Origin of the sequence: Variovorax sp. KBS0712 (assembly GCF_006323185.2) — a bacterium.
GTDB lineage: Bacteria > Pseudomonadota > Gammaproteobacteria > Burkholderiales > Burkholderiaceae_C > Variovorax > Variovorax boronicumulans.
Window position 1 is genome coordinate 838,459 of the sequence record NZ_VCCD02000001.1, and the last position, 15,371, is coordinate 853,829.

At 68.7% G+C, this 15,371-nt stretch carries 13 protein-coding genes; 10 read left to right on the forward strand and 3 right to left on the reverse strand.

Going from position 1 to position 15,371, the window contains the following annotated elements:
* The first annotated feature begins 35 nt into the window (after positions 1 to 35).
* The 4 genes from FFI97_RS03775 (at position 36) to FFI97_RS03790 (ending at position 4,079) form a co-directional block, all read left to right on the forward strand.
* Positions 36 to 707, forward strand: a complete 672-nt coding sequence (locus FFI97_RS03775; RefSeq protein ID WP_139702901.1) for a TetR/AcrR family transcriptional regulator — start codon at positions 36 to 38, stop codon at positions 705 to 707.
* Between the two features lie 7 nt (positions 708 to 714).
* On the forward strand, positions 715 to 1,677 hold the full coding sequence (locus FFI97_RS03780; protein WP_139702902.1) for a TIGR03571 family LLM class oxidoreductase: 963 nt from the start codon (positions 715 to 717) through the stop codon (positions 1,675 to 1,677).
* Positions 1,678 to 1,731: 54 nt separating this feature from the next.
* Positions 1,732 to 2,436 (forward strand): glutathione S-transferase N-terminal domain-containing protein, encoded by a 705-nt coding sequence (locus tag FFI97_RS03785; protein WP_139702903.1) that lies wholly within the window; start codon positions 1,732 to 1,734, stop codon positions 2,434 to 2,436.
* 251 nt (positions 2,437 to 2,687) lie between these two features.
* The gene (locus tag FFI97_RS03790; RefSeq protein ID WP_139702904.1) at positions 2,688 to 4,079 is read left to right on the forward strand and encodes a hypothetical protein; all 1,392 of its coding nucleotides are present in this window, start codon (positions 2,688 to 2,690) and stop codon (positions 4,077 to 4,079) included.
* Between the two features lie 37 nt (positions 4,080 to 4,116).
* On the opposite strand, the gene FFI97_RS03795 is transcribed toward FFI97_RS03790, so the two are convergent.
* The 3 genes from FFI97_RS03795 to FFI97_RS03805 form a co-directional block, all read right to left on the reverse strand.
* The gene (locus FFI97_RS03795; RefSeq protein ID WP_139702905.1) at positions 4,117 to 5,367 is read right to left on the reverse strand and encodes a glutamate carboxypeptidase; all 1,251 of its coding nucleotides are present in this window, start codon (positions 5,365 to 5,367) and stop codon (positions 4,117 to 4,119) included.
* Between the two features lie 74 nt (positions 5,368 to 5,441).
* Complete coding sequence (locus FFI97_RS03800; protein ID WP_139702906.1) at positions 5,442 to 7,121, reverse strand: cyclic peptide export ABC transporter; 1,680 nt, start codon at positions 7,119 to 7,121, stop codon at positions 5,442 to 5,444.
* A gap of 85 nt (positions 7,122 to 7,206) precedes the next feature.
* Entirely contained in the window at positions 7,207 to 7,440 is a 234-nt protein-coding gene (locus FFI97_RS03805) for a hypothetical protein (protein WP_062469860.1), read from the reverse strand.
* 163 nt (positions 7,441 to 7,603) lie between these two features.
* Here FFI97_RS03805 and fhuF point away from each other — a divergent pair, with 163 nt between their 5' ends.
* The 6 genes from fhuF to FFI97_RS03835 all read left to right on the forward strand — a co-directional run bounded on the left by fhuF (position 7,604) and on the right by FFI97_RS03835 (position 15,285).
* Positions 7,604 to 8,389 (forward strand): siderophore-iron reductase FhuF, encoded by a 786-nt coding sequence (fhuF, locus tag FFI97_RS03810; RefSeq protein WP_139702907.1) that lies wholly within the window; start codon positions 7,604 to 7,606, stop codon positions 8,387 to 8,389.
* Between the two features lie 88 nt (positions 8,390 to 8,477).
* Positions 8,478 to 9,563, forward strand: coding sequence for a GNAT family N-acetyltransferase (locus FFI97_RS03815; RefSeq protein ID WP_144004363.1), 1,086 nt, complete (start codon positions 8,478 to 8,480; stop codon positions 9,561 to 9,563).
* Positions 9,550 to 10,869 carry a lysine N(6)-hydroxylase/L-ornithine N(5)-oxygenase family protein gene (locus FFI97_RS03820; RefSeq protein WP_070062440.1) on the forward strand — a complete coding sequence of 440 codons (1,320 nt, stop codon included), beginning with the start codon at positions 9,550 to 9,552 and terminating at the stop codon, positions 10,867 to 10,869. The genes FFI97_RS03815 and FFI97_RS03820 overlap by 14 nt, the downstream gene beginning before the upstream one ends.
* Positions 10,870 to 11,029: 160 nt before the next feature.
* On the forward strand, positions 11,030 to 11,608 hold the full coding sequence (locus FFI97_RS03825) for an RNA polymerase sigma factor (protein ID WP_070062439.1): 579 nt from the start codon (positions 11,030 to 11,032) through the stop codon (positions 11,606 to 11,608).
* Positions 11,605 to 12,633, forward strand: a complete 1,029-nt coding sequence (locus FFI97_RS03830) for a FecR family protein (protein ID WP_095746291.1) — start codon at positions 11,605 to 11,607, stop codon at positions 12,631 to 12,633. The genes FFI97_RS03825 and FFI97_RS03830 overlap by 4 nt, the downstream gene beginning before the upstream one ends.
* A gap of 204 nt (positions 12,634 to 12,837) precedes the next feature.
* Complete coding sequence (locus tag FFI97_RS03835) at positions 12,838 to 15,285, forward strand: TonB-dependent siderophore receptor (RefSeq protein ID WP_139702908.1); 2,448 nt, start codon at positions 12,838 to 12,840, stop codon at positions 15,283 to 15,285.
* Positions 15,286 to 15,371: the final 86 nt, after the last annotated feature.

The following is a 15,371-nucleotide window of genomic DNA, read 5'->3' on the forward strand; positions in this document are numbered from 1 at the left end:
AACACAGCGGCCGGCACTCTGCGGCCTGGCTAGAAATGACCACTCATTCACGGGTAAAGAAGCACGCCGGGCGGGTGCAGAAGGCACCGGCCGACAAGTTCGAGCAGCGCCGCGCCGAGCTCGGCGAAGCCGCCCTCACCACGCTGGCCACGCTCGGCTACGCGCGCACCAGCCTGCGCGAGATTGCGCAGAACTCCGAGTTCTCGCACGGCGTGCTGCACTACTACTTCAGCGACAAGGTCGACCTCATCGTCTGCAGCGTCAAGCAGTACAAGGCGCGCTGCGTCACGCGCTACGACCACGCGGTCGACACCGCCACCACCTACGACGAGCTCATGGAAGGCTTCCTGCAGAGCCTGGGCGACACGCTGCTTGGCGAAGGCCACGTGCACCGGCTCTGGTACGACCTGCGCTCGCAGGCGCTGTTCGAAGCGGCCTTCCACGACGACGTGGTGCAGATCGACAAGAGCCTCGAAGACATGATCTGGCGCATCATGAGCCGCTTCGCCGAACTCTCCGGCCAGGCGCCGGGCCTGCCGCCCTCGGCCTGCTACGCCCTCTTCGACGGGCTGTTCCTGCAGGCGCTGCTCAAGCACCTCTCGGGCGACACCAAGGCCATCGCCGACATGCAGGCCGACGTGCGGCAGTCGATCGAGCGGCTGTTCGCTGCGCCCGTCGCGCCGGCCTCCCGCAAGCGGCGCGCCTGACGCCGCCATGGCGCCGTTCAACACCGCCTACCGGCAGACGCTGCTCGCCGGGCGCCTCACCCTGGGCCTGATGACGCCGCTGGCGCGCCCGCACGGCGCGATGGCCGACCCCGCGATCGAACTGCATCTGGCCCGCCTGGCCGACACGCTCGGCTTTGCCGCGCTGTGGACGCGCGACGTGCCCGTGATGGTGCCGCAGGGCGAAGAGACCGCGGTGCTCGACGAGCCCTTCATCTGGCTCACCGCACTGGCCGCCGCCACGCAGCGCATCGCGCTTGGCACCGCCGCCGCGGTGCTGCCGCTGCGCCATCCGCTGCACGTGGCCAAGGCCGCGCTCTCGCTCAACCGCCTGTCGAACGACCGCTTCATCCTCGGGCTGGGCTCGGGCGACCGCGAGGCCGAGTTCGCCATCTTCCAGCAGGACATCGCGCTGCGCGGCGACGTCTTCCGCGAACGCTGGAACCTCGTGCGCTCGGCGCTCTCGCCCGATGCGAGCGACCGCGCCGCACTGCACGAAGCCACCGGCGGCCACGACCTCATGGCGCCACCCGCCGCGCGCATCGGCATGCTGGTGGTGGGCTCGGCGCGCCAGTCGCTGCAATGGACCGCCGCCCACGCCGACGGCTGGGCCACCTACCACCGCGACGAAGCGCGCCAGCAGGGCCGCATCGGCCTGTGGCAGACCGCGCTGCGCGAACGCGCGGGCGGCGAGGCCAAGCCCTTCGTTCAGTCGTTGCAGCTCGACCTGCTGGACGATGCCGACGCGCCCGCCGAGCCCATCGAACTCGGCCTGCGCGCCGGACGCCATGCGCTCATCGACTACCTCGACCGCATGGAAGACGCCGGCGTCGCCCACGTGCTGCTGAACCTCGCGCGCAGCAGCCGGCGGCCCGCGCAGGACGTGGTCGACGAGCTCGGCCGCGAGGTGCTGCCGCGCCTTCAAGGCCATGCGCGCACACCGCCCGCCTGAGCCGTGCAGAATCCGGCGCTCGCCGTTGTCGCCCCTATTCCAAGGACTTTCCCCATGACCGATCTCTCGCACTTCCCCATCACGAGGAAATGGCCCGCGCAGCACCCCGAGCGCCTGCAGCTGTACTCGCTGCCCACGCCCAACGGCGTGAAGGTGTCGATCCTGCTGGAGGAAACCGGCCTGCCCTACGAGCCGCACCTCGTGAGCTTCGAGACCCAGGACCAGATGTCGCCGGAATTTTTGTCGCTCAACCCGAACAACAAGATCCCCGCCATCCTCGACCCCAACGGCCCGGGCGGCCAGCCGCTGGCGCTGTTCGAATCGGGCGCCATCCTGCTGTACATCGCAGAAAAGACCGGCCAGTTCATTCCAAAGGATGCGGCGGCCCGCTACGAGACCATCCAGTGGGTGATGTTCCAGATGGGCGGCATCGGCCCGATGTTCGGCCAGCTCGGTTTCTTCAACAAGTTCGCCGGCAAGGACTACGAAGACAAGCGCCCGCGCGACCGCTACGTGGCCGAGTCGAAGCGCCTGCTCGGCGTGCTCGACAAGCACCTCGCCGACCGCGCATGGATCATGGGCGACAGCTACGCCATCGCCGACATCGCCACCTTCCCGTGGGTGCGCAACCTGATCGGCTTCTACGAGGCCAGCGACCTCGTGGGCTTCAGCGAGTTCAAGAACGTCGCGCGCGTGCTCGAGGCCTTCGTGGCGCGGCCCGCCGTGGTGAAGGGCCTGGGCATTCCGAAGCGGGGCTGAGGCCCTCTCGATCGGCCCTCAGCCGGAGCCGTCGCCTGCATCGGCGACGGCCGTACCGAACCCGTTGCTTGAGCGACTCCCTCGTTTGTGGGATTCCTGACCCTTCCGGCGACTGGAACAGTCCCTCTGCGTTGTTGCGGGGGCTGACAAAAATTACGCGATCGCACACTTGCGGCGATACGGCGCACGCTTCCCCTCCTCCACGCACGAAACCGGATTCGACATCCACGTGGAACCACAAGGAGGAAGCCATGAAGAATGCAAGCATCCTGCGCGCAGCGGCCGTCGTGCTGGTGCAGGCCTGCACTTTTGCGAACGCCGCCGACGACCAAGGCGTCAACGACTACGCGAAGGCGCACTGGAGCATCGCCAATTCCTGCGTCCCGTTCGTCAGGAAATACCAATCGGTGTGCGGCAACGATTTCTCCGCAGACACAGATGCTCAGGCCTATGACATTCGGGCCACTGGCGAGAGATGTAGTGCGGTCACACAGAACCAGCACCCCGCCATACAAAAGGGCGACGTGATCACGGTTCATCTGAGCCAGGTTTTCATCAACGAGTTCGTCGAGCGCGGTGCCAGTCTGCTCGGCTTCAAGAAGCGCGGCGAGATCGCCATCGTTGCGCGCATCGCAGAGCAAGACGCCCAGACCGATTTCGATTTCAGTGTTGCCGGAAGGGATCGTGGCCGCCTCATCTACTACTCGGAAGGCGTCGCGCCTGGGCAGTACCTGAATTTCAGCCAGTTGCCCATCTACGGGCCTATCGAATACCACGGCAAGCCCCTGCTCCTAGAGTTCTACATCATGGAGCTCGACATCAAGGAGAACACGGAGATCTCGGGCCTGCTCACCGCAGCGGCCAGCCTGGGCGCCGTGGCCTATCCGCCGGCATCGCCAGTGCTGAAGGTGCTCGACACGATCGGCGGCGGCTTGCTCAAAGCCAACAAGAGCGACATCGAGTTCAAGTACCACGCCTCGTTGCTCCCGGGCGCGGAGCAGATCAATTCACTGCATTCCGGTCGGCTGGAATACGGCAACTACGCGTTCGTGCGCATGCCATTCGCGGACTCGGGTGGCTCTGGGAGCAGTTCTACGCATCCCTGGACACGCTGGTGGTTCAACCAGAAAAATGGGCGAATCTACGAAGACGCGACATGCAATTCAGTGCTGAAGAATCGCACCTACCTCACGGTGCAGATCAATCGCGCCAAGGAGGAGGCCACGCTCGACCCCGCCAACACCTTCGCTGCCTTTACCGCCAAACTCTCTTCCGAGGCCCAGGCCTCCACCGCCGAGCGCGTCGCGGTCATCGATGCGCTGAAAGCCAGCGTCAACAAGAACCAGCGCTATCGAGACGCGAAGAAGTTGATCGATTTCGCACAGAGCGTGAAATGGCCCGACGGCACCAAGAGTGAAAAGAAGGCCCTGGATGCGGTAACCGTCAGTGCGCTCGCCGCGGTTGCAACCAAGATCGAAACATCCTCGACTCAATTGCGCGACCCCCAGCAGCGCGACAAGGCGGACTTCGATGAATCGCAAATACAGGTGCTCGTCGATGCACTGTCGCGGCTCTCCGGCAAGCGCTACTCACCGCAAACCTTCAAGGCGAGCGATCTGAAGTTGGAGCTCGAGAAAACCTGACGCTGGCACTCCACGCCAGCGTCCCCGGGAACCGAAATCAGTTCGCGCTCAAGTCCATGAGCATCCGCGACAGCAGATAAAGCCGCGGCACCACGCTCTCGACCTCGGCGTACTCCTCCGGCGTGTGGATGCCGCCGCCCACGATGCCGAAGCCGTCGAGCACCGGCACGCCGACACCGGCCACGAGGCTGGCGTCGGCGGCGCCGCCGCTGCTCTCGATGGTGAGCTTCTTGCCGATCTCGCCGTAGATGCCCTCGGCCATGCGCACCAGCTTGTCCGAAGCGGGCGAGCGCGGCATCGGCGGCAGGCCGCGCACGAGGCGCACGCGCACCTCGGTCTCGGGGATCAGCTTGTTCTGCGCAATGCGCGTGAGGTCCTTCTCGACGCGGTCGAGCTCCTCGGGCGTGGCGGCGCGCACGTCGCCCTTGGCACTGGCCGAGGCAGGGATCACGTTGGTCGGGCCGTTGGCCGTGAGCACCGTGAAGTTGACCGTGGTCTTCTTCGCCGCGTCGGCCACCTTCGACAGTTGCAGCACCTGGTGCGCGACTTCCATGGCGGCGTTGCGGCCCGCCTCGGGCGCGACGCCCGCGTGCGACGCGAGCCCCTTCACCTCGACGAGTGCCGTGGCCGAGCCCTTGCGCTCGACCACGAGGCCGTCGGCCGGGCGACCCGGCTCGAGGTTCAGCGCCACGTCGTGCTGCTTGGCCACGCGCTCGATGAGCGCGCTGGTGCCGACCGAACCCGTCTCTTCGTTGGTGTCGATCAGGAAGGTGATCTGGCCGTAGTCCTTGAAACCGATCTTCTGCAGGATCTTCAGCGCCTGCAGGCCGGCCACGACGCCGCCCTTGTTGTCCATCACGCCGGGGCCATAGGCGCGGCCGTCCTTGATGTAGAAGGGCTTGCCCGCGGCCGTGCCGTCCTTGAACACGGTGTCGATGTGGGCCAGGATGAGGATCTTCTTCTTGCCCTGCCCCGTCAGCGTCGCGACCAGGTTGGTGCCCGGATGCGGCTCGGCGGGAAAGCTCTCGATGCGCGCGTCGAGCTTGCGCAGTTCGTCCGCCACCATCTCGCGCACCTTGGCCAGCCCCTCGGTGTTGGTCGAGCCGGAGTCGATGTTGACCATGCGCTCCAACAGCTGCAGCGTTTCGTCCTTTTGCTGCGTGGCGGCGTCGAGCACGCCCTGGTGTGGCTTCTGGGCCAAGGCGTTGACGGCGAGCAAGGCACTGGCCAGCACGGCGCCATTGCAGGCGACGCGCGTCCATGAACGCGGGGTGGAGCGAAGGTGCATGAGGAAGCCTGTTCTTTCTGTTGTGAAGGTTCGTTCGAAGCGAACCCCACACTAGCACCCGCTTCGCGAACGGGTCAAGCCGCGAGGCTCGGCGCCGGCGCCTCGGTGGCCTGCGCGATGCGCCCGGCCTTCATGTGGACGATCCGGTCGGCCACATGAAAGTAGCGGTCGTCGTGCGAGATGACCACCAGCGAGTGCCCCTTGGCGCGCAGCTCGGGCAGCAGCTCGGTGTAGAACAGATGGCGAAAGGCCGGGTCCTGGTCGGCCGCCCATTCGTCGAACACCAGCACCGGCCGGCCTTCGAGGTACGCATGCACCAGCGCCAGCCGCTTGCGCTGGCCGGTCGACAGGTCGGTGGTGCTGAAGGCGCCGTTCTTCACCGACACCTTGTGCGCGATCTCCAGCCGTTGCAGGTAGGGCAAGGCGGTCTCGGGCAGCGCCTGGTGGCCGCCCTCTTCGCCGGCCACGAGGTCTTCGAACAGGTAGAAGTCGGAGAACACGGTGGTGAAGAGCTGGCGGTAGTCGTCGCGCGTCTGCGGCGTCACGGCCTTGCCGTCGAGCAGCAGCTCGCCATCCACCGGCGCGTACAGGCCCAGCAGCAGCTTGATGAGCGTGGTCTTGCCCGAGCCGTTGTCGCCGACGACGAAGACGATCTCGCGGCGGCCGATGCGCAAATCCACCGGACCGAGCACGAAGGGCTCCGCGCCCTCCACCGCCGGGAACGCATAGCGCGCGCCGCGCAGCTCGATGGCGTCGTGCAGCACCGGCGTGGCGGGCGGCGCGTGCAGGTCCAGGTGCGGCTCGGGCGTGGCGAAGCGGGCCGACAGGTCACCGATGCGCTCGAAGGCCACCTTCGCGCGCCCCAGGTGCGGCAGCGCCGCCACCACCTGGTCGAGCGGCCCCTTCAAAAACAGCAGCACCAGCACGAAGCCGCTGAGCACGACCGGCGCGGTGTCGCGGAACGCGGCCCAGCCGAGGATGAGTGCAATCAGCAGAAAGAACAGCGCCGAGCCGAAGGACGAGGCGAGCACGAAGATGTTGATGGCGCGGCGGTTGATGTCGTGGATGCGTTCCACCGTGTGCGCCACCTGCTGCTCGTACACCTTGGCGCGGCGCGCGCGGTGCATGCGCAGCTCTTTCGCACCTTCGCTGATGCCGCGGTAGGCCTTGTGCAGCGCCTCTTCCTGCTCCCGCGCCTTGAAGAAGCCCGAGATGCCGCGCGCATGCGCCAGGCTCTGCACGGTGATGCCCACGAGCAGCGCCGCCAGCAGCAGGCCGAACAGCGGCGGCGAGAGCCAGGCCAGGTAGCCCAGGCAACCGAAGGAGACGGCCAGCGCGATCATGGTCGAGGCCAGCATGAAGGCCACGTCGCTGATCATGTCGACGTCCTGCGTGAGCACGGGCATCAGGCGGTGCATGCGGTAACGCTCGAGCGCATCGATCGGCGCCGCGAGGATCTTCAGCGCCAGGCTCTTGCGCACTTGCGCCACGAGCCGCTGGCCGACCACGTTGTTCGACATGTCGGAGGTGGCGCGGCCGACCAGCGCCACCACGCACAGGCCGATGAAGGTCAGCAGCAGCCCGCCGGCCAGGCCGCCGGGGCGATGCAGCACCTGGTTGATGGTCGCCAGCAACGCGACGGTCGCGATGCCCGCGCCGATGCCGGTCACGGTCGACAGCGCGATCCACGGGAAGTAGGGCCGCAACAGCCGGACGAGTTCGGACGCGGGGGCGCTGGCGGGTGTGAGGTTCATGCGGCGGACGGTTCGTTGCAAAGGGAGACGGGCTCCCTGCAATGACGTTCGGCGCGCCTGCTTGTTTAGCAGGAAGGCGCGGCGCCTATTGCAGCAGCGGCTGCGCCCCCGCCTCGCGCGCGGCCTCCACCACCGAGGCGCCCGCCAGCGCCCACAGCGTCAGGGCCTCGTCAAGCGCGCGCACGTGGCCCGGGTCCTGGCCGAGCCAGGCCACGAGCTGCTCGGCGCGCTCGGGCGACGGTGCGTCGTGCAGCTCGCGAAAAAGCCGCCAGGCCATGCTGAAGGCCGGATCGGAGGGACGGTGTCTCGGGAAGCTCATGGGGATTCGCACGCCTGCACTGCTGTCGATGAGTGAGTAGACGCTCCGTGGGGCACGGCTGTTTAGGCACGGGCCTCGTGCGGACTAAATTTCTGGCCCGCCGGCGCGTCTTCTGCTGCATGCCTGTGCGCCTTCTTCTTCACGCCACCTTCGGCCCCGCCCCGTGATCCCGCTGCTCGCGCCGATCTTCCAGGGCGAGTGGGCGCCCTACGGCGAAACGCTGGCCTGCGCCCCGCACCCGCCGCCCAACGCCGTGCGCGTGGCCGACCTGCTGGCCGACCCGCCGCGCCTGCTGGCGCTGCTGCGCCTGAAGGCGCGCACGCTGAACATGCCGGAGCGCGACCTGCGCGCGGTCGCGTCCGCCTGGAGCATGAACTATCTGCACGCGCTGCTGCCGCCCGTGGCCGCCGCCGCGAGCCTGCTGCAGCACGGCTTTCCTGTCACGCCCGAACAGGTGTGGGTGTCGCTCGACGACGCAGACGGCGACCCGGAGTGCTTCCACATCGTCGAGCTCGGCACGCCGCGCCCCGGCACCGATACGGCGGCGCGCTACGACGTGCTGCTGTGGACGCACCTGGCGCCCCTGTTCGCGCGGCTGGCGCAGCTCACGCGGCTGGCGCCCAAGATCCTCTGGGGCAACGCCGTGCGCTACCTCGAGCCGGTGCTGGAAGAAGGCCTGCGCATGAGCGGCCAGGCGCCCGCCGTGGCCGCCGACCTCGAGCACCTGCTGCACCGCCCGACCTGGCCGCAACCGTGCGGCGAGGCGCGCGACAACCCGATGTTCATGCCCGCGCGCCGCGGCGTGCGCGTGGCCGACCGCAGCGCGCCGCCCGTCACGCTGCACCGCCAGTGCTGCCTCTACTACCTCGTGCCACGGCTGGGCTATTGCGGCGCGTGTCCGCTCTCGCCCGAGTTCGAGCGGGAGCGCTGTGCAAGCACCGCCGACTAAACATCCGGCCGCAGCCCGCGTCTTCCTTCTGCATCCCACACACATCGACCACACCCCGGAGGTTTTGCTTGACCGCCCACGACACCGCATGGCGCTTTCACGCGCACCCCGAAGGCCGGGTGCTGGACGTCCGGCTGGAAGGCACCGTGCTCAAGGTCACGCCGCACGACGGCGACCGCCACAGCAGCACCTGGGCCCTGCGCGCGCAGCCGGCACGCCGCGCCTCGAATGGCTGGGCGCCTGCGCGGGCGAGCCTGACGAAGCGCACCTGCTGGCGGCGATCGAGGCGGCCTTCCAGCGCCACCCGGCCGCGCGGCAGCTCGCGCTGCAATCGCCGCTGCCGAGCGGCACGCGTCTGGTGGACGCAGGCATCGTCACGCCGGCCGAGGGCGCGCTGCCCACGGTGGCGCGCGAAGCCTTCTGGCAATGGCCGCGCGCCTGGCTGCCGCAGCCGCGCGAGCCCTTCGCGCAGCGCTTCGTCGTCACGCAGGGCAAGCGCCATCCGCTGCGCCCCGCCAAGCCGCAGGGCACGGTGTACCGCCGCCACATCCCGTGGCTGAACCAGACGCTCACGCTCGACACGGTCGACATCGAACGCGACCTGCCCGCCTTCCACCGCTGGATGAACGACCCCGTGGTCGCGCACTTCTGGGAAGAAGAAGGCGACCTCGCGCGCCACCGCCAGTACCTGGAAGGCATCGCGGCCGACCCGCGCGTGACCGGCCTCGTCGGCCGCTTCGACGGCGAGCCCTTCGGCTACTTCGAGGCCTACTGGGCGAAGGAAGACCGCATCGCGCCCTTCTACGACGCGGCCGACCACGACCGCGGCTGGCATGCACTGGTGGGCGAGGCGCGCTTTCGCGGCAAGCCCTTTCTCACGGCCTGGATGCCGTCGGTGTCGCACTACCTCTTCCTGGACGACCCGCGCACGCAGCGCCTGGTGATCGAGCCGCGCGCCGACAACGAAAAAATGATCCGGAGCCTGGGCCGCTGCGGCTACGCCCATGTGAAGGAGTTCGACTTTCCGCACAAGCGCGCCCTGCTGGGCGTGCTGTGGCGCGAGCGTTTCTTCGGCGAGGCGCTGTGGATTCCGCGCGCCGACCCCACCGCCGCTTCGCCGGCCCCGGCTCGTCGACACGAGCCATCCCTGGAGGACATCCATGCAAATCCATGACCTGATCGGCGTCGGCTTCGGCCCGTCCAACATCGCACTGGCCATCGCGCTCGACGAGAAGCGCCAGAAGGGCCACTTCGTCGATGCGCTGTTCATCGAGAAGCAGCCGGGCTTCGTCTGGCACCGCAACATGCTGCTGGACAACGCGCACATGCAGATCTCGTTCCTGAAGGACCTGGCCACGCTGCGCAATCCGTCCAGCCGCTTCACCTTCCTGAACTACCTGCACGAAAAGCAGCGCCTGCAGGACTTCATCAACCTCAAGACCTTCTTCCCGAGCCGCCACGAGTTCAACGACTACCTGGGCTGGGCCGCGGCGCAGTTCGAAGACCGCTGCGCCTACGGCGAGGCCGTGTTCGAGGTGGTGCCCGAGATGAAGGGCAACGAGGTCTCGCTGCTGCGCGTGCGCTCGCGCGACGCCAACGGCGCGGTGCGCGAGCGCCTGGCGCGCAACCTGGTGGTGAGCGTGGGCGGCGTGGCCAACATCCCGGCGCGCTTCCAGCCCCTGCGCGACGACGGCCGCGTGTTCCATTCGAGCACCTACCTGGAGGCCATCGCCCGCCATCCCGGCGCCGACCGCATCGCCATCGTGGGCGCGGGCCAGAGCGCGGCCGAGATCTTCATGGACCTGCAGTCACACCCCGCGAAGCCGCAGGTCGACCTGATCATGCGGGCGCGCTCCATCAAGCCCTCGGACGACAGCCCGTTCGTGAACGAGATCTTCAACACCGATTTCACCGACTTCGTCTTCAACCGCTCGGTGAACGAGCGCGCCGAGCTGCTCGAGGAGTTCTGGCACACCAACTACGCCGCGCCCGACCTGGAGCTGATCCAGCAGATCTTCAACGTGTTCTACCGCCAGCGCGTGGCCGGCTCGACGCGCCACAGCTTCCTGCGTCGGCACGAGGTGTCGGCCGTGCGCGCCGCGCAGGACGGCATCCACCTGTCGCTGCACGACCTGAACACCGGCGCGCGCCACGACAAGGCCTACGACGCCGTGGTGCTCGCCACCGGCTACGCCCGCGACGCGCACCGCACGCTGCTGGCACCGTTGGCGCCCTACCTGGGCGATTTCTCGGTCGACCGCGACTACCGCGTGCAGGGCACGCCGGCGCTGCGCCCGGGCATCTTCCTGCAGGGCGCCTGCGAGACCAGCCACGGCCTGAGCGACACGCTGCTGTCGGTCACCGCCATCCGCTCCGACGAGATCGGCCAGGCGCTGCTGAACGCCACGCCGCGGCACACGGCGCAGGCCCCGCAGGCGCCCGCCGCGGAGCGCCCCGCCCACGCCGCGCCCGTGGTCTAGCCACGGAAACGCAAGGCTTCGGTGCTACACTCAATAAGAATAGTTCTTATTCACCCCATCCCCGGGGTCACCGAAGCCAGCGCCCTCGCCTCCTCTTCACTGGCGCGCACCAGCCATCGGCCCAGGGGTCCTTTGTCGATGCTTGCGAGAAGGCGACCGGATGCGCGACCTCGTCCAGGAACTTGTGTCTCACTACGCGGACTTGCGCCGGCAGCTCACGCGCGACCTGCGCGACCCGCACCATGCGGCCGACATCGCGCAGTCCAGCTTCGAGCGCGTGTACACGCACACCCTCGGCCTGCGTGACGGCGCCGCCATCGAGTCGCCGCGCGCCCTGCTGTTCCGCGTGGCGCGCAACCTGTGCATCGACGAAGCCCGCCACCGCAAGGTGGCGCAGGAGTGGGCCGTCTCGCATGCCGTCGTGGGCACGCACCTCACGGCCCCCTCGTCCGAATACGTCGTGGCGCAGCACCGTGTGCTGCGCCGCGTGGTGGAAACCATGGAACAGCTGCCGCCGCGCCGGCGCGAGGTGTTCCTGCTGTTCCGCGCCTACGGCCACTCGCGCGCCGAGATCGCGCAGCGCCTGGGCATCACCGAGATGGCGGTCGCCAAGCACCTGCTGCGCGCCACCATCGACTGCTCGCGCGTGTTCGCCGAGCTGCGCCATGAACTGATCGAGCCGCAGGCGGTGAACAGCCACGCCGGTTTCGACACCGCACTGGCCGAAGACTTTTCATGAGCCGTGCGGCCACAGCGGTCGTTCCGCGTGAACGGCTGATCGAACGCGCGCTCGCGCTCATCGTCGAGGACGAGATCGCGCCGCCGAGCCCGGCCGCCAACAGCGCCCGGCTCGCGCTCGACCAGTGGCGCACCCGCTCGCCCGAACACGCCGCCGCCGTGCGCGAGGCGCGCGAGCGCTGGAACGCGCTGGGCGGCATGGCCGACGACCTGCGCGCGCACTTCGACGAACCCGTGCCCGCATCGGCCCCACGCAACCCTTCGCGCCGCAAGATGCTGCTGTCGGTCGCCGGGCTGCTCGGCGCCGGCGTGGTCGCGGGGCGCGGCGTGCAGTGGTACTGGCAGCAGCCCGTGTTCCAGGCGACGTACCGCACACCGAACGCGCGGATGCTCAAGGTCACGCTGGCCGATGCCGCCGATGCCTCGGCCGGCAGCCGCCTCGACCTGGCGCCCCAGAGCGCCGTCGACGTCACGCTCTACCGCCGCCGCCGCATGATCGACATGGCACGCGGCGAGGTCCGCTTCGACGTGGCGCCCGACGCCGAGCGGCCCTTCGTGGTGCGCACGCGCGAGGCGATCATCGAAGTCGTCGGCACCGCCTTCACCGTGCGCGACCGCGGCGGCCCGATCACCGTGGGCGTCGAGCACGGCCATGTGCGCGTGCAGGTGCTGCGCCAGGCCGGCACCGAACGCAGCGGCGAAGTGGTCGACCTGCGCGCCGGCGACATGCTCGAGGTGCGCGACGGCCACGCCGACCCGGTGCGCCAGGCCGACACCGCCGCCCTCTCGGCCTGGCGCGACGGCTGGCTGGTGTTCGACAACACGCCGCTGGGCGACGCGCTGGCCGCGGTCAACAGCTACCGCAGCGCGCCCATCGTCGGCGCCGACGCCCGCATCGACGCGATGCGGCTCTCGGGGCGCTTTCGCACCAACGACTCGGCCGGCCTGCTCGACGCGCTGCCGGCCATCCTGCCGCTGGTGGCGGTGGCCCGGCCCGACGGCAGCGTGCGCCTGCAGGCGCGCTGACCCGGGCGTGCCCGCCGGCGCGCCGCTCCTTTTTCCCGCTCGTTTTCGGCCCGCATCGACGCGACGGCCGATGCCTTGTCACGGGCCTGTCTCTCTTTTTCGAGTTCAAACGTCTTACATCCAGAAGCACCCCGCATCCGATCAACGGCTGCGGCGCGCCCCCGTTTCATGCCGCACCGATTTATTTGTCTGGAGCCTTCACCCATGCGTTTCTCGCCTCGCCACCGACTCCTGAGCGCCGCGCTTGCCGCTGCCTTCGGAACCGCCCTTGCCAGCTGGAGCGGCCTCGCCGCCGCCCAGGGCGCCGACCAGGCCGCTGCACAAGCACGCGACATCAACGTCCCCGCCCAGCCGCTGGGCGCCGCGCTCAACGAGCTGTCGCGCCAGACCGGCGTGCAGGTGCTCGCCGCCGGTGACGTGGTCTCGGGCCTGGCCGCACCGGCCGTGTCGGGCCGCCTGAGCTTCCAGCAGGCGCTCGACCGCCTGCTGGCCGGCAGCGGCCTGGTGGCGGTGCGCAACGGCCCCACGCGCGTCACCATCCAGCGCCAGAGCACGGCCGGCGCATCCACGCTGCCGGCCGTGACCGTGGCCGCGCAGGCCGCCACCGACGGCACCACCGAAGGCACGGGCTCGTACACCACGCGCGCCGCCGCCGGCGCCACGCGCATGGACCTGTCGCTGCGCGAGACGCCGCAGTCGGTCAGCGTCATCGGCCGCCAGCAGATCGACGACCAGAACCTCGTCACCCTCGAGGACGTGCTGCGCCAGACGCCCGGCATCGTGGCCGACCGCAACGACGAGCGCGTGACCTTCTCCTCGCGCGGCTTCGCCCTGAGCACCATGATCGACGGCGTGCCCACGCTGGGCTTCAACAGCGTGGCCGGCGAGTCGAGCATGATCAGCACCGCCTTCTACGACCGCGTCGAGGTGATTCGCGGCGCGGCCGGCCTGCTCAACGGCGTGGGCTCGCCCGGCGGCGCCATCAACCTCGTGCGCAAGCGCCCGACCTCCGAATTCGCCGGGCACATCTCCGGCGGCATCGGCAGCTGGAGCCGCTACAACGCCGAGATCGACGTGGGCGGCCCCCTCAACGCCGACGGCACCGTGCGCGGCCGCTTCATGGCCTCGCGCACCGACGGCAAGAGCTTCATCGAGAACAAGAAGCGCAGCGAAGACGCGCTGTACGGCATTCTCGAAGTCGACCTCGCGGCGGGCTCGCGCCTGTCGGTGGGCTTCGAGCACCAGAAGACCGCCATCGATGGCGCCAACTACGGCCAGAGCCCGCTGTTCTTCAGCAACGGCCAGCGCACCAACCTGCCGCGCTCGTTCAACTCCAGCGCGCCGTGGAGCTACTGGGACATGTACAGCGACAAGCTGTTCGCCAACCTCGACCAGCGTCTGGGCGCGGGCTGGCAGCTGAAGGTGGACGCCAGCTACCTCAAGAGCAAGCGCGAGCGCGCCTCGGGCGACCTGAGCATCTACCGCGCGATCAACGCGCGCACCGGCGCCTCCACCATCGACATCCGCGAGAACCCCGCCGAAGGCGCCAACAAGGCCCTCGACGTGCACCTGAAGGGCCCGTTCGAGGCTTTCGGCCAGACGCACGAGGCCGTGGTGGGCATGAGCTACAACACCTACGACGCCACGGTCTACACGCGTGGCGCCGTGCCGCGCATGATCGACCGCCGGCCGCTGAACTTCTACCAGCTGCAGAGCTTCCCCGAGCCGACCTCCTTCTCGTACCCGCTGTACACGGCGCCGCTGAACACCACCGAGAAAGCCATCTACGCCTCGACCCGCCTGAAGCTGGCCGAGCCGCTGTCGCTCATCGTCGGCGCGCGCGGCACCTGGTACAAGTCCGATGCGTCCACGCTCGACTGGACCACCTGGCGGCGCACCGGCGTGAGTTCGATGCGCGAGAACGGCGTGGTCACGCCCTACCTGGGCGTGGTGTTCGACGTGAGCAAGGAACTCTCGCTGTACGGCAGCTACACCGACATCTTCCAGCCCAACACGGTGCGCGACCGCAACAACTCGCTCATCGCGCCGCAGCGCGGCAAGAACATCGAGCTGGGCCTGAAGGGCGAACACTTCGGCGGCAAGCTCAACACCAGCGCCGCGATCTTCAAGACGCGCGAGACCAACCTCGCCGTGATCGACACCGGCGCCGGCTCGCTGCTGCCCGACGGCGGCATTCCGTACCGCGCGGTGCAGGGCGCCAAGAGCAAGGGCTTCGAGCTCACCGCCGCCGGCGAGGTGCTGCCGGGTCTGCAGATGCTCGCGGGCTACACCTACCACGCCAAGCGCGATGCCGACGGCGTGCTGCTGAACCCGCAGTACCCGCGCCGCCTGCTGCGCGTGGCCACCAGCTACCGCCTGCCGGGCGAGTGGAGCAAGCTCACCGTCGGCGGCAGCGTGAGCTACCAGAGCGGCATCTACTACGACGAGTTCAACGAACTCGGCCGCGCCTCGCAAGGCGGCCTGACGCTGTTCGGCCTGATGGCGCGCTACGACATCAACAACCGCCTGAGCGCCTCGCTGCACATCGAGAACCTGGGCGACAAGCGGTACTACAACGGCCTGGGTGCCTACAACGGCTACACGCAGGGCAACCCGCGCAACGCCTGGCTGAAGCTCAGCTACAAGCTCTGACACGCACCAACGAACTGAAATAGGGCGGCACCGGCAGAAGGGTGCCCTTGACGCACGACCCGGCTTCCGGGTCGTGCGTTTTTTTA

Coding starts and splice junctions, on each gene's coding strand:
- FFI97_RS03790 (WP_139702904.1), top strand. CDS start 2,688: ATGAAGAATGCAAGCATCCTGCGCGCAGCGGCCGTCGTGCTGGTGCAG.
- FFI97_RS03795 (WP_139702905.1), bottom strand. CDS start 5,367: ATGCACCTTCGCTCCACCCCGCGTTCATGGACGCGCGTCGCCTGCAAT.
- FFI97_RS03785 (WP_139702903.1), top strand. CDS start 1,732: ATGACCGATCTCTCGCACTTCCCCATCACGAGGAAATGGCCCGCGCAG.
- FFI97_RS03800 (WP_139702906.1), bottom strand. CDS start 7,121: ATGAACCTCACACCCGCCAGCGCCCCCGCGTCCGAACTCGTCCGGCTG.
- FFI97_RS03825 (WP_070062439.1), top strand. CDS start 11,030: ATGCGCGACCTCGTCCAGGAACTTGTGTCTCACTACGCGGACTTGCGC.
- FFI97_RS03830 (WP_095746291.1), top strand. CDS start 11,605: ATGAGCCGTGCGGCCACAGCGGTCGTTCCGCGTGAACGGCTGATCGAA.
- FFI97_RS03805 (WP_062469860.1), bottom strand. CDS start 7,440: ATGAGCTTCCCGAGACACCGTCCCTCCGATCCGGCCTTCAGCATGGCC.
- FFI97_RS03780 (WP_139702902.1), top strand. CDS start 715: ATGGCGCCGTTCAACACCGCCTACCGGCAGACGCTGCTCGCCGGGCGC.
- FFI97_RS03815 (WP_144004363.1), top strand. CDS start 8,478: ATGGCGCTTTCACGCGCACCCCGAAGGCCGGGTGCTGGACGTCCGGCT.
- FFI97_RS03820 (WP_070062440.1), top strand. CDS start 9,550: ATGCAAATCCATGACCTGATCGGCGTCGGCTTCGGCCCGTCCAACATC.
- FFI97_RS03835 (WP_139702908.1), top strand. CDS start 12,838: ATGCGTTTCTCGCCTCGCCACCGACTCCTGAGCGCCGCGCTTGCCGCT.
- FFI97_RS03775 (WP_139702901.1), top strand. CDS start 36: ATGACCACTCATTCACGGGTAAAGAAGCACGCCGGGCGGGTGCAGAAG.